The sequence below is a fragment of the Candidatus Zixiibacteriota bacterium genome, assembly GCA_016933955.1.
Classification (GTDB): domain Bacteria; phylum Zixibacteria; class MSB-5A5; order GN15; family PGXB01; genus JAFGTT01.
The window spans coordinates 18886-32989 of the sequence record JAFGTT010000008.1; the positions used below are offsets into that span (position 1 = coordinate 18886).

At 47.7% G+C, this 14104-nt stretch carries 10 protein-coding genes; 5 read left to right on the forward strand and 5 right to left on the reverse strand.

What is annotated here, in order from left to right; translation table 11 throughout:
• Positions 1–35: 35 nt before the first annotated feature.
• The 5 genes from JXQ28_01700 to tkt all read right to left on the reverse strand — a co-directional run bounded on the left by JXQ28_01700 (position 36) and on the right by tkt (position 9000).
• A complete protein-coding gene (locus JXQ28_01700; protein MBN2276435.1) occupies positions 36–1928 on the reverse strand; it encodes a S8 family serine peptidase in 1893 nt (630 codons plus the stop codon).
• 644 nt (positions 1929–2572) lie between these two features.
• Positions 2573–3535, reverse strand: a complete 963-nt coding sequence (locus tag JXQ28_01705; protein MBN2276436.1) for a PD40 domain-containing protein — start codon at positions 3533–3535, stop codon at positions 2573–2575.
• A 1216-nt stretch (positions 3536–4751) separates the two neighbouring features.
• On the reverse strand, positions 4752–6110 hold the full coding sequence (locus tag JXQ28_01710) for a glycosyltransferase family 39 protein (GenBank protein MBN2276437.1): 1359 nt from the start codon (positions 6108–6110) through the stop codon (positions 4752–4754).
• Between the two features lie 8 nt (positions 6111–6118).
• Complete coding sequence (locus JXQ28_01715) at positions 6119–6757, reverse strand: hypothetical protein (GenBank protein ID MBN2276438.1); 639 nt, start codon at positions 6755–6757, stop codon at positions 6119–6121.
• A gap of 218 nt (positions 6758–6975) precedes the next feature.
• The gene (tkt, locus tag JXQ28_01720) at positions 6976–9000 is read right to left on the reverse strand and encodes a transketolase (protein MBN2276439.1); all 2025 of its coding nucleotides are present in this window, start codon (positions 8998–9000) and stop codon (positions 6976–6978) included.
• Between the two features lie 566 nt (positions 9001–9566).
• Between tkt and JXQ28_01725 the strand changes: the two genes are divergently transcribed.
• The 5 genes from JXQ28_01725 to JXQ28_01745 are packed head-to-tail and all read left to right on the forward strand — an operon-like array spanning position 9567 to position 14097.
• Positions 9567–10685 (forward strand): 4Fe-4S dicluster domain-containing protein, encoded by a 1119-nt coding sequence (locus tag JXQ28_01725; protein MBN2276440.1) that lies wholly within the window; start codon positions 9567–9569, stop codon positions 10683–10685.
• Positions 10686–10722: 37 nt separating this feature from the next.
• A complete protein-coding gene (locus JXQ28_01730) occupies positions 10723–11190 on the forward strand; it encodes a cyclic nucleotide-binding domain-containing protein (GenBank protein MBN2276441.1) in 468 nt (155 codons plus the stop codon).
• Positions 11174–12037 carry an FAD/NAD(P)-binding protein gene (locus JXQ28_01735; protein ID MBN2276442.1) on the forward strand — a complete coding sequence of 288 codons (864 nt, stop codon included), beginning with the start codon at positions 11174–11176 and terminating at the stop codon, positions 12035–12037. Before JXQ28_01730 ends, JXQ28_01735 begins: the two co-directional genes overlap by 17 nt.
• 1 nt (position 12038) lies before the next feature.
• Complete coding sequence (locus JXQ28_01740; protein ID MBN2276443.1) at positions 12039–12818, forward strand: oxidoreductase; 780 nt, start codon at positions 12039–12041, stop codon at positions 12816–12818.
• A complete protein-coding gene (locus tag JXQ28_01745) occupies positions 12808–14097 on the forward strand; it encodes a Ni/Fe hydrogenase subunit alpha (GenBank protein MBN2276444.1) in 1290 nt (429 codons plus the stop codon). The genes JXQ28_01740 and JXQ28_01745 overlap by 11 nt, the downstream gene beginning before the upstream one ends.
• Positions 14098–14104: the final 7 nt, after the last annotated feature.

Here is a 14104-nt window from a genome sequence, read left to right on the forward strand (position 1 = left end):
TTTCCAGTGGCTGTTCTTCTAGAATGGTTCCATCATCATTGTTTTTCGTTGCACTTTCGGGGCAGACATTCGTACTGCCGGTGCTGACATTTCTGGATATCCGGGAGAGAGGTATCGCCAATTGAGGATATACCATAAACATAGACGCTATAGGTGGAGTTGGCATCGACCGGGCAAATATAAAAACAGGTGTCCGGGCCGACATCGTATATATCCCCCATGGTGACATGTGGGTGCGATAATCTGATAAAGTATTTGACAATGGGATATTTCTGATGGGGTGAGGGTATCCATCGGGCGGTAATATCGTTTCCGTAAAGCAAATGCCAGTTTTCGTCTTCCTCCGAAATCAACTCCGGGGCTCCGGCTATATCTTTGGCGGCAGATATTAAATCCGTATTAATTTTAAGGGGAACATCGCCGCATCCCGTAACGGTCGGGACGCCATAGCTGAAATCGGTGGCATAAACAGCAATATCCTCGGCCCGGTGCGGCCGGGTCGTTACCGTGGCTTCATCAGAATACGGTGCATTTTGCTGATCGGCGGTATACGGTTTTACGCGGTAAGTGTAGGTTTCCCCCCCAATCGGGTAGTAATCGTCATAATAAACATAATCATAATCATTATTGGGAATGGTATCAATCACTTTCCAGACCGGGACCGTGGCGCTTTTACGTTCCAGTATCCAGCCTTCTTCATAGGGATTGGGATCACTCCAGCACACACGAACGGCCTGATGCTCAAAATGATTATTAACATTGAAATAGGCGGGCTTTTGAACCTCATATTCCCCTAAAACGGTATAGGCAAATTTGACATCTTCCGGGGCGCATGGTTTCCAGCCCACATAGGTGCCGCTCACTGTCCAGATTTCGTAAACCCATGTTCGGAATACACAACTGGTTTCGGTTACGGATTCAGGAATAACACCCGCGTAATTCATTCCGAAATTTGGATTTGCGGCGGAATAACCCCTGGCCGCGACACCACGACCCCAGGCATGAGGAGATTCTAAATATGAATGCGGAAATGTCACCGATTTACGGACTTCATACCTTTTGGCGATATACACACCGTCGGCCATATTCGGAATATCAAAAAACACCATGGTCATTGCACTCGTATTGGAATATTGATTTCCGCCATCAGCCTCCAGATGGGCCAGCATGTTGGGTAATTGGAGAATATCAAAGGCGGCCTTGGCATTAAGATTCCCCCATCCGGTATAATCATCATAGCCGATAACAGCAGGGTCTTCTTTATTATCTTTAGCCGTTAGGTTAATAATATTTTCAATATCATCATTGTACAGGGTATTGTCATAGCTTTTCAGCAATGCCGCCACACCTGCCGCATGCGGGGCGGCGGCTGAAGTTCCACCAAAATATCTTGTCCAATCATCCTGACTCCCAGCGTCTAATGAAGTTATAAAATCACCCGGGGCCACGATATCAATACCATTACCTATATTCGAAAATTTTGCGCGACGTCCATCGGTTCCATAGGCACCAACGCTTATAATACCCTGGCCATAATCCGAGGGATAATGCGGTTCGGATGAATCATCATTACCTTTTGCACAAACAACAATTCGGTTCATTTTATAAGCATAGGCCATAGAGCTTCTTACCGATATAATAAATTGATCAGCCGGATCGAAGGCCCAACTATTATTCAAAATGCCCGCTCCAATATCGACTGCAACGACGATTTTATCTGCGACTTCGGAATAATCCAATTCATAAATACATCCTGAGTATATTTTTGAATTACCGCTTAAGCCGGATATTAGATTAATATTATTTGTGGATGCGCCTATTATTCCTGCAACTTTAGTACCATGACCACCGGCGAATTCATTATCGCCAAACACACGCGGATACAGATCCGAATGATCATTTCGGACGCCTTCATCAATAACCGCCACAATAAGATTTGGGTCCCCAAAAGTATATTTCCATGCACCTTCAGCATTGATGCCATATACTGTATCATCATGAAAATTCCATTGCCGGTAATATAGCGTATCATTTGTAAATATATTATCAGTCTTAATTGTGCCGTTTTTATAAATATCAATATATTCACCGGCTTCCAACAGGTTTCGATACGTATTATTACGAAAAGTTGAATCGCTAAAAATGATTTTATAATAAGACTCAAATCGAGGCCTTAAAACGGTATCTCCAAATTCATTAATTGAAATGCTATCGGTAAGATTTTTATTTTTAAATGCTCTCACAATGCATTTAAAACTGGAATTTATCAGGATTTTACCGGAAATGCTCTCTTTTAGAATAATACCTTCCTTTCCTACCGTATCAATCCCGGGTTGAATCTCGATTATATTTTTATCGAATTTCACAACCAATTCTTTACTCGTTTCATTTAACGATTTCGAGAATAATTCCATATTGAATATTCCGTATATAGACAATAATAGCACAAATAATTTTATGATATTATTCATAACTTCTCCTTTGGATTTGACTGGATATGATATTATGTTACCAAAAAGATACCAATTGGCTTTTGCCCGGTAATAGTATCGAGAAATGGCAATATTGATATCTATTGATGCTTCTGAGAATTGCTACATACAGATAATTCTACGAAATCAACAAGAATATGATTTTCGCCGCCATCAGACCGCATAATTCTGAGTGGTCCGCTTATGGCCTCAAAATCAGGCTCTCCCGACTCACAATACACAATATATTCACCATTCGGCGACCAACTCGGTTGCACTCCTGAATTGGTTGTCAGGGTAGTGATATGTTTATCGATTGTATTCAGTATTCTGATATCATCATCGAGACTAAAGACTATATTGTTGCCGTCCGGTGAAACATCAGGATCGTAATATGTTGTATAAGGTTTACCCTTTTCCCATTTGTATATCAATCTCTCCGTTGAATCAGAAACCGATATGAAATTCATCCTACTGGAATCCAAATGGTTCCAATCCAAAAATGTTATATAGAAAAGACTGTCTCCATTTGTGAAATCAAAATGACTGCCATATTCAATAAAACACCTTTTATTCGATCCCGATGGGTCCATCAGCCATATTCCGCCGCTATCGTTACTAATCCTATTATATGCAATAAGCGAATCGGAATAAGACCAATCACATGTATATATATCGCCGGAATATGTAAGTTGAGTAAGGTTATCGCCATTGGATCTTATTTTAAAAACGTTTCCCCCATAGCCCGGGGCCGTGAAAACCAGCCAATTGCAATCGTGAGACCATGCTAAATCCACTAAGATATAATATTGATTCAATATTAATATGGGCTGAAGATCACTGCCATCCGGCCTGATTTTGTGTATACCATTGGGTAATATATCCGGATAACCATTCCAGATAAAGGCAATCCATTCCCCATCCGGTGACCAACGAGGATAGGCTCTTGAGGGTCGAATTGGCTTTGGCGTAGCAATAGTGTCATCATTCTTATCGCATGAATATAATAACATGGTAACTGATAAAAACGGGATAATTATGAATAATATTTTACGAACATCCATTTTATCTTATAAATCTTATTCTATGATTCCATTTAATATTATATTAAACTCAAAAGCATCAGTAAACATTTATTTGATCCTTCCCCTTTCGTATATTAAGAGCCAATGTTTATGGGGGGGAGGAGTCCTTCGATGGTTCTATCATCCCATAGAACCGGGGTTGTCGAAACGGATTCTTCCCCTCTGTGTTTTCATCGATTCAGCAGGGAACAAACCTTTTACAGCCTTTCCCACCTCCTTTCGGATATATGTTGTTGATTGGACAATTGATTTGTTGGTGCTCTTTCTCATTTCCTCCTTTCGGTTGTCTATTTTCCCGGGCCGGAGCCGGTTGGAACCGGCATACTGGAAACCCCCGAGTTTCATCCGGCCCGGTTTTCCGCCTCAACAGTAACCACTATCCGCCAGTGGTATCGAGGGCTATAAACAGGACATGAATATGTGTAGACAAAAATCATGCCAATCTTGACTGAAGAAGCCTGAAACTCGTAAGTGAGTGATATAAAATATGATATGGGAATCCATGAAGAATATAAATAGCTCGATTATCGGTTCAAAACTCGTAGACTACGAGTCGGCCTTCGTAGTCTTCGAATGCTGATAAGATTGGAGATGATGGGACAGTTGGTTTAAAAGAGGATTAAGGGTATCGTAAATGTCGGCTATTTCGGAGGTTTCGGTAATAACAGGATGTCGAAACCGCCGGGGTTTCGATCTGCCCGGACTATCAGCCAGTTTAGAAATCCAATACCCAGCTGAATATCTCCTTGAAATACCTTTTCCAGGTCCAGCCGGAAAATATTCTGCAAAATAATCCGCCTAATAAAAGAACACCGATAATAGCCAAAATGGTTATTACAACCCATGTCATATACAAGCATCCTTCCTTCATGTGATTTCTTTCATCCGTCTTATTTAACGGCATTAATCCAATGGCGGCTATTGATCAGCTGTCAGCCGTAGTTTGATAATTATGTATGCGGCTGAAAAAACTGCACCGGTTTTCTATGGTACCCCAATAAATTAAGGTCGCCAGTCATTCATCTTCATTACAGCATGGCGGGGGTGGTGTCGTCGACCGGTCTGCCGGCACGATTGCAAACCTTCTCGATATTGAAACCGTATCGCAACAGCACTTCGGATCCGGGCGCTAAAGTTTGAATCTATCCGAACTTCCCGATGCATTCACCGTGACACCGGTCTGCCATTATTTTCATTATGACTCTGAAGGTATTTTTTCTTTTCCGCCGATACATATCAGGTTCTTCAGCAATATTATTAAATCATAAAAGAATAAAATAGCCGCACTGACCAGTATTGATTGGGCGATAATGGCCGGATAGAATATACGCGAACCCTGCCAGAATGTAACCCCCGTTATAATTGCAAAATAAAACATGATTAAAAACAGGATTATGGCATACCGTAAGTTGCATCTGGCAAGAACCACAAAGCCAATCAGGGAGAAAATCAGCACCACCGAACTGTTGGCACCTTTGTAAACATATCTTTCGATTTTCTTAAAGAATTCTTCGTACCGGGGTATTTGATGATAGTGTAGAGCCGAGACGGCGGTAACATTGTCCAGAACCGCGGACAGGTAATTCGTCAGGAAAATGGCGGGATACTTCTTGAATGTCTCGATTACATAATCCTGGGCATCAAGATAGTATTTCTCGGCATCGGCGCTATTGATTTCGGGTAAGGTAGTATTGTAGAGGGAATCCTTGACTCTTTTAAATTCCCATTGAGGACGATTTTCCGCATTGAAATTAACAAGCATCGTCAGATAAGCCCTGGCGGCTCCAATACCTGTTCCCGAAATTATAAATGTATCGTATTTCGATAAATTACGCGCCGACCAGATAACCGGCATTGCCGCCATAATAAGGGCCGTTATGATGCTGCTTTTAATTATCCGTTTACGGTTTTCCGATGGTTCCGCAAGCGGTACAATCAGAGCGATTATCAGGAGTATCAACGGAAAGAAAAGAATGTTCGAGCGAATTAAAACGGCCGCACCGCCAAGTAACCCGGAGTATATATAAAGCGCTATACGATTCTCCGTCACGGCCTTAAAATAAAGGTGCAGTGATACCATAAAAAGAAAAAGGAAGGTCGTCTCGGAAAGAATGCTGTTCGCCAATTCGATTGATGTAATTGAAAATGCCACCAATAAGCCGGAGGTCAAAGATAAATATTCGTTTTTGAATAAACGATGGGCGAGCATGTAGACAAGGCAGCATGTCAGACTACTAAGTACAATCTGTACCAACAGAATGGGAAGGACCGAATTCCCGAATAATACCCTTAACAGCCCGACTATGGAAGGATAACCGGGACCGACCAGGAATAATCCGAATTCTCCATCCTCGCTGAATCCAAAAAGATTATCAGCGGCTTTAACATATGTAATCGAATCGGGAAATAATCTGCCAATGGACGAGGAATCGATGGAAACCAGCATCACAGCCAGAAATATTAACCGCAATATAATGGCATTACAGAAGATAATAACGGGATACCGATTATTCGAATCTACCAGACCGGTTTTAATTTTGTCTATTAAATCCATAATTTATATCATCCGGATCGATACTGAGAAGAATCGATTTCTCCAAAATTATAGGAGGTGATAAATATCAAAGCAATTATCATGATTAATATAATCAGCAAAATCAGTAAAAATCTGTGGGACGGTTTATATATGGGTAATGGGGTAGTTTTTAATGAATAAATATGAGGAAAATCTTCTTTCTTGAGTGACAGGATCACGATAGCCATGAAACAAAAAAAGACAAGTTGAAAAAAAACCGTTGAACGAGACGAAATCGAGGTGATAAAAATAGTCATACGGCGCGAGGCCGGTCGGTCGGAAGCGGAGGAAACGGATTCCACCGCCGTAATTTTATAAATAATCCTGGAAAAAAGCCAGAATTTGGCTGATTGTCCTGTAATCTCCCAGATTGGGATATCTTTTCCAAGGCGGTATTCTACGATTACATACATTGAATTTTTGTCATACCTGTTTCGAATTTCGGAAATAATTGTCTCGGGATTAAAATTGCTGGCCCCGGCCAATGGTTGTGAATGAATCCTATAGTCAAGCTCCGCTATCTCTTTCATATCCGCGCCACGCAAATAAAATCCGATAAGCGTCAGCAGGACAATCATTGATATCGATATATAAATTGAAGCGATCGTGCGTTTTGAAAGCGGCATGGACCGTTCTCCGGAATATTTCCACCACTTCAGTCAAATTAAAAACAAGATCTTTATCATATCAAGTTTTAAAAACCGCTAATTGCGAATTTTTATCAACCCATTAGTGCATAATTTAATAAAACGGGCATAAACGGCATTCTGGAGCCGGGCGAATACCAGGAATAAATAAAAAACCCAAATGACGGAGCAATGATCCGCCTTGTCTTTGAAACGGGTTAAAGCATGGCGCGGGTGGTGTCGTTGACCAGTTTGCGGGCGCGGCTGTAAATATTCTCGATATTGAAACCGTACCGCGACAGGACTTCCGATCCGGGAGCCGAAGCCCCGAAAGTATCCACCCCGATCACCTCGGTCTTCGGACCAACATAAGCCTTCCACCCCAGCGAGCGTCCGGCTTCAATCACCAGAAGCGGCAGATCGGGGGAGATGATCCGGTTACGGTACTCTTCGGTTTGTTCCGCGAACAATTCCAGGCAGGGCAGGCTAACGACCCGAACCTGAATATCATCGGCGGCCAGTTTTTCGCGCGCCTCGAGAGCCAGATGCACTTCGGACCCGGTGGCCGCGATGGTCAGGCCGGGTCGGTCGGAATCGGCCAGGATGTACCCTCCCCGGACCACCCCCTCGGCCAGTTGCGGATAGAGAGACAGGTCGAGCACCGGGAGTTTCTGGCGGGTAAGCGCCAGAGCGGCCGGACGGCTGGTTTGAGTCATGGCCATTTTCCAGACGGCGGAGGTTTCATTGGCATCGGCCGGGCGGAATACCAGCAGGTTGGGAATGGCCCGCAGACTGAGAAGCTGTTCGACCGGCTGATGGGTCGGGCCATCCTCGCCCACTCCGAGGCTGTCGTGCGTGAAGACGTATTTGACCGGCAGTTTGCTGAGGGCGGCCATACGAATCGCAGGACGCATGTAATCACTGAATATCAGAAAAGTCCCGCAGTACGGAATGACTCCTCCATGCAGGGCCAAACCATTGACAACCGCGCCCATGGCATGTTCACGGACGCCGAACCGCAAATTGCGGCCCAGGCGGTTTTCCGGGCTGTAATCGGAATTGTCGTTGATAAGAGTTTTATTGCTGGGGGCAAGATCGGCCGAGCCGCCGACCATCTCGGGCAAACAGGCGGCGAGAGCGTTGAGAATTTTTCCCGAGGCCGCCCGGGTGGCGATCTTGCCCGATTCGGCAGTGAACACGGAAAGATCATGGTCCCACTGATTCGTAAGATTATGATCTATCACCCGTTTGAACTCACGCCCGAGATCCGGGAATTGGGTAGTGTACTTATCGAACAGAATTTGCCATTCCTTCTGATATTTTCCTCCGCGTTCGACAGAGGCACGGAAATGCACCCGGACTTCATCGGGGATATAAAACATTTTATCAGCCGGCCATCCGAGCTTTTCTTTGGTCAGGCGGAGTTCCTCCTCGCCCAGCGGTTCGCCGTGGGCCGAGGCTGTATCCTGTTTATGGGGACTGCCGTAACCGATATGAGTCTTTATTTCAATCAGGGTCGGCCGGGCGGAATCCTGACGGGCCTGTTCGATGGCATCGGCGATCAGATCAATCCGGTTGCCGTCATTAACCTTGATGGTCCGCCATCCGAAAGATTCAAAACGACCGATGACGTTTTCGGTGAAGGTCAGGCCGGTGGTACCCTCGATGGTGATATTATTACTGTCGTAGAGAACGACCAGTTTACCCAGTTTCAGATGACCGGCCAGCGAGGCCGCCTCGGAAGCGATTCCCTCCATCAGGTCACCATCCCCGGCCAGAACATAGGTATGGTGCTTGACAATCTCAAATTCGGGCCGGTTGAACCTGGCGGCCAGCATGGTTTCGGCGATGGCCATCCCCACGGCGTTGGCCAGTCCCTGGCCAAGAGGCCCGGTGGTGGCTTCGACGCCGGGAGTCAGTCCGTATTCCGGGTGACCGGGAGTGCGGCTTCCCCACTGGCGGAAATTTTTTAATTCTTCTAAAGAAAGGTCATACCCGGTCAAATGCAGGAGAGAATACAGCAGGGCCGAGCCATGACCGGCCGAGAGAACGAACCGGTCCCGGTCGGGCCAGTGCGGATCAGCCGGATTGAATTTCAGAAAACGGTTCCAGAGAGTGTAGGCCGGGGCGGCGGCTCCCATCGGCAGGCCGGGATGGCCCGAATTGGCTTTCTGAACGGCATCCGCGGAAAGAAAGCGGATGGTGTTGACGCAAAGATCATCCAGGTTGTTGCGTGACACGATTTCTCCCCTTACATTTTATAAATTTAAGACCCGCAGGTTTAAAGTAGAATGGAATGATTGCCATGGTTTATATATAACAAAATCCAGGGATAAAGGTGAGCAAAAATTTCTCACAAATAGAATTTACGGGACATATATCAACCGGCGTCAGTCAGGAAATAAATATCCTGACGGCCCGGCATTGTTTGTTTTGTGATAAGAATTTTGAAATTAATAAGTTGCCGTAATATCCGGCAATTCAGGCAAAAAGGAGTTATCCTTTTAAAAGGGGCATGGATTATTCGTTTGGTTGGAGTGCCGGCCGTACTCGGGACCGGCGGTCGTTAAATGACAAGGGATTGGTCGCGGCTTTTACCGAACAGGTTATCACCCGGTAATAACAAATCGACCATACCCGGAAATTCCCTGGCCATATATTAACGACATCGAAATCCCATATCAATGATTCCTTTAAAAGTGGAATTATCTTTCCGGGATTCCGGCGCGGCGTTTTTTTCCTTGACAAAAGGGATGGGGGTTGCTATATTCAAATAGTTTGTGAAATTAATCACAAGGTGCGAGGCCGAATGCCAGAAAATAAATATATTATTATTGAACGTGGGGACTTCGGTTCCCTTTTTGAAGTACTGAAGAAGAAAGGGTACACCCTTACCGGACCGACCGTAAGAAGCAATGCGGTTGTTTACGATGATCTTTCATCGGTCGATGATCTTCCGATCGGGTGGACAGATAAACAGGATGGGGGGTATTACCGGCTGGTCAGGGATAAGCATGACCTTTTGTTCGGTTATGTGGTCGGACCTCAAAGCTGGAAGAAATTTATCTATCCGCCGCGCCGGTTGCTCTACGAGGCTAAAAAAGCCGGGCATCGTTATAATCCGCTTCCGATGGAGGAAATCCAGGTTACCCGGCGGGCGCTGATCGGGGTCCGCCCGTGTGAACTCCAGGCTCTGGCCATCAACGATAAAGTATTGACCCAAGGACCCTATGCCGACCCGTACTACCAGAAACAGCGGGCCAACCTGTTTATCGTGGCGGTCAACTGCGTCCGCCCGGGCGGGACATGTTTCTGCGCCTCAATGGGAACCGGTCCGAAAGCCGAATCCGGTTATGACCTGGTGTTGACGGAAGTGTTTGACTCCGGGAAGCATTATTTTTTGGCCGAGGCGGGCAGTAATTCCGGGCGCGGTCTGTTGAATGATATTACCGGGCGGCCGGCTGACGAGAGCGAAATCAGTCAGGCCGAGCAGGCTGTGGCCGAGGCGGTCAACCGGATGGGTCGCAAGGTCGACACCCGGGATTTGAAAACGGTGCTGGAAAATAATTTCGATCATCCCCACTGGGAGGAGATCACCAAGCGGTGTTTGACCTGCGGAAACTGCACTTCGGTCTGCCCGACTTGTTTCTGCGTCAATGTCGAGGATACAACCAGTCTCGGCGGGGAGACGGCGCAACGCTGGCGCCGTTGGGATTCGTGCTATAATGTTGATTTTTCCTATATTCACGGAGGCAGTATTCGCGCCACGGAAACTTCGCGTCACCGCCAATGGGTGATGCATAAAATGTCCTACTGGCATGACCAGTTCGGGACATCGGGCTGTGTCGGTTGCGGGCGGTGTATCACCTGGTGCCCGGTTGGAATCGATATCACCGAGGAAGTCCGCAAAATCCTCGGCGGGGAGTGAAAACGGAATTATCATAAAATATTATGAGGATATGACTATGGAAAATCTGGAACGAATCCTGTCCGAGCATCCCTTTCTCGAGGGGATGAGCCAGAAACATATTGAGCTTCTGGTAGGCTGTGCTTCCAATGTGGTTTTCAAGGCCGGCGAATTCATATTCCGCGAGGGAGAGCCGGCGGACAATTTTTATTTCATCCGTCACGGACGGGTGCTGGTAGAAACCCATGTTCCCCAGAAGGGTCCGATTGTCATACGGTCCCGCGCCGAGGGCGAGATCTTCGGGTGGTCGTGGATGGTGCCGCCGTACAAATGGCATTTCGATGCCCGCGCGACGGAACTAACCCGGGCAATTACCCTTGACGGCAAATGCCTGCGGACCAAATGCGAAGAGGATCATGATCTGGGATACGAAATAATGAAGCGGTTTGCCCTGGTTATCGCCGAACGGCTCGAGGCAACCCGCCTGCAACTTATGGATATTTACGGCAATGGCCTCAAAAAGTGAAAAACTGATAGAAGTGGTTTCCGATGACCCGATGCTGGCCAGACCCTTTACAATCCGACGGGTTATCAAGGAATCGCACGATACCTTTTCGATGGAGCTGGAGAAACCATCCGGGCGGAAAGATTTCAATTTTCTGCCGGGGCAGTTCAATATGCTCTATGTGTATGGAATCGGCGAAGTTCCGATCTCGATCAGCGGCGATCCTACCATGCCCAGGACGCTGGTGCATACCACCCGGGCGGTGGGAACGGTGACCAAGGCTATGTGGAATTTGAAGGTCGGTGAGAGTATCGGCGTTCGGGGCCCGTACGGGACGGCCTGGCCGGCGGCGGAATCGGAGGGCAGTGATGTCGTTTTGATCACCGGCGGGATCGGCCTGGCGCCGCTTCGTCCGGTCATATACTATCTCCTGGCCAACCGCGGGAAGTACGGCAAGATCGTGCTTCTTTACGGCGCCCGGACCCCGGAAGACATCCTGTATGTGAAGCAGCTCGAGAAATGGCGCGCCCGTTTCGATCTTGAAATCCATCTTACGGTCGATCGGGCCACCGGTGCATGGCATGGTAATGTCGGGGTCGTGACCCAGTTGATCAAACGGTCGCCGTTCGATCCGCTCAACTGCGTGGCCATGGTGTGCGGACCGGAGGTCATGATGCGTTTCACGGTCATGGAGTTGGAAAAGCGGGGAGTAACGGAGGATCGGATTTATATTTCCATGGAAAGAAATATGAAATGCGGGATCGGCCTGTGCGGGCACTGCCAGCTGGGTTCATCGTTCGTCTGCAAGGACGGTCCGGTGTATCGATTCACCGACATCAAAGACAAATTCACCAAGCGGGAAATGTGATATGGCCAGGATAAAGAAACCAAAAATAGCGGTCTGGAAATTCGCTTCGTGCGATGGCTGTCAATTATCCCTGCTGGAATGCGAGGAAGAACTCCTGGCCATCAGCGAAGCGGTTATTATAGCCTATTTCCCCGAGGCCACGCGGGCGATTATGAAAGGGCCGTATGATATCTCGCTGGTGGAAGGGTCGATCACGACGCCTCACGATGCCGAGCGGATACATAAAATCCGGCGAATTTCGAAAACTCTGATTACCATCGGCGCCTGCGCCACGGCCGGGGGTATCCAAGCCATCCGGAATTTCAAAGATGTGAAGCAGTTTATTGCGGCGGTTTATGCCCATCCTGAATATATCGAAACACTTAACAAATCAACTCCGATCGCCGATCACGTCTTTGTGGATTTCGAACTACGCGGCTGCCCGATCAGTAAATTTCAACTGGTTGAGGTCATCAACGCTTACCTGAACGGCCGCAAGCCCAATATCCCCAATTACAGTGTCTGTATGGAGTGCAAGCGGAAGGGCAATGTCTGTGTCATGGTGGCAACCGGCCAGCCCTGCCTTGGTCCGGTGACGCAGGCCGGGTGCGGGGCGATCTGCCCATCCTATGACAGGGGTTGTTACAGCTGTTTCGGCCCCAAAGAAACGCCCAATACCGCTTCACTGGCCCAATGGTTCGAAAAACTGAATCTTTCCCGGAAGGATATTGTCCGGGCATTCCGCGGATTCAATGCCTTCGCCGAACCATTCCGGAAAGAGAGCGAGACTTATGAAAAGTAAGATAATCAAAGTCGATTACCTGGCCCGGGTCGAGGGAGAGGGTCGGTTTTTTGTCAAGATAAAGAACGATGCCGTGGCCGATGTCAAATTCTCGATCTTCGAACCACCGCGTTTTTTCGAGGCTTTTCTGCGCGACCGGAGATTTACCGAGGCTCCCGATATTACGGCCCGGATATGCGGAATCTGTCCTATCGCCTACCAGATGAGTTCGGTGCACGCCATGGAAATGGCCTGCGGCGTGAAAGTTGATGGACCGCTAAGGCAGTTGCGGCGGCTGATTTACTGCGGCGAGTGGATCGAATCGCACGCCCTGCATGTGTACATGCTTCACGCCCCCGATTTCCTGGGGTACGAAGACGCCATCCAGATGGCCAAAGATTACCCCGACCTTGTCAAGCAGGGTCTAAAACTCAAAAAAATCGGTAATGATCTGGTAATCCTGCTCGGTGGACGGGAAATCCATCCCATTAGTGTCCGGGTTGGGGGTTTTTACAGGGTCCCGACCAAAAAAGAATTAAGGACGATGGTCGAGCCGCTCAAATGGGCGCTCGAGGCCGCCCTGGAAACGGTCAAAGTTACCGCTACCCTGACTTTCCCCGATCTGGAGCGGGATTACGAGTTTGTTTCCCTGAGTCATCCCGATGAGTACCCCTTCAACGAGGGGCGGGTGGTTTCGAGTAAGGGGATCGATATCGAGGTGAGCGAATTCCTCAATCATTTCGAAGAGATTCATGTGGAACATTCGACATCGCTCCAGGGCAAGGTAATCGAGCGCGATGATTACCTGGCGGGTCCGATGGCGAGGTATTCCAACAATTTCGAGAAACTGACGCCAAAGGCCAAAAAGGCGGCCAAGGAATCCGGACTGGGCAAGGTTTGCAATAATCCGTTCAAGAGCATTATCGTCCGGGCGGTGGAAATGGTTTTCGCCTGCGAGGAGGCCTTACGGATTATCAAGCAGTACGAAATGCCGGAAAAGCCGTATATCGAGGTGCCGCCGCGCGAGGGAATCGGGCACGGGTGTTCCGAGGCGCCGCGCGGGTTATTGTACCATCGCTATAAAATAGACGACGGCGGTAATATTCTGGAGGCCCGGATCATACCGCCGACCTCGCAGAATCAGAAAGCTATCGAGAAAGATCTGTGCGCCTTCGTGGAAAAGAACCTGCATCTTTCCGATGAGAAACTGACCTGGCACTGCGAACAGGCCATCCGCAATTATGATCCCTGCATCTCCTGCTCCTGTCATTTTCTGAAATTGAAAATCGACCGAAGCTGAAGGCGGG

Bases quoted from the DNA above. Each gene is read 5' to 3' on its own strand.
- JXQ28_01705 (MBN2276436.1), bottom strand. From the start codon at position 3,535: ATGGATGTTCGTAAAATATTATTCATAATTATCCCGTTTTTATCAGTT.
- JXQ28_01710 (MBN2276437.1), bottom strand. From the start codon at position 6,110: ATGGATTTAATAGACAAAATTAAAACCGGTCTGGTAGATTCGAATAAT.
- JXQ28_01715 (MBN2276438.1), bottom strand. From the start codon at position 6,757: ATGCCGCTTTCAAAACGCACGATCGCTTCAATTTATATATCGATATCA.
- JXQ28_01725 (MBN2276440.1), top strand. From the start codon at position 9,567: ATGCCAGAAAATAAATATATTATTATTGAACGTGGGGACTTCGGTTCC.
- JXQ28_01730 (MBN2276441.1), top strand. From the start codon at position 10,723: ATGGAAAATCTGGAACGAATCCTGTCCGAGCATCCCTTTCTCGAGGGG.
- JXQ28_01735 (MBN2276442.1), top strand. From the start codon at position 11,174: ATGGCCTCAAAAAGTGAAAAACTGATAGAAGTGGTTTCCGATGACCCG.
- JXQ28_01740 (MBN2276443.1), top strand. From the start codon at position 12,039: ATGGCCAGGATAAAGAAACCAAAAATAGCGGTCTGGAAATTCGCTTCG.
- JXQ28_01745 (MBN2276444.1), top strand. From the start codon at position 12,808: ATGAAAAGTAAGATAATCAAAGTCGATTACCTGGCCCGGGTCGAGGGA.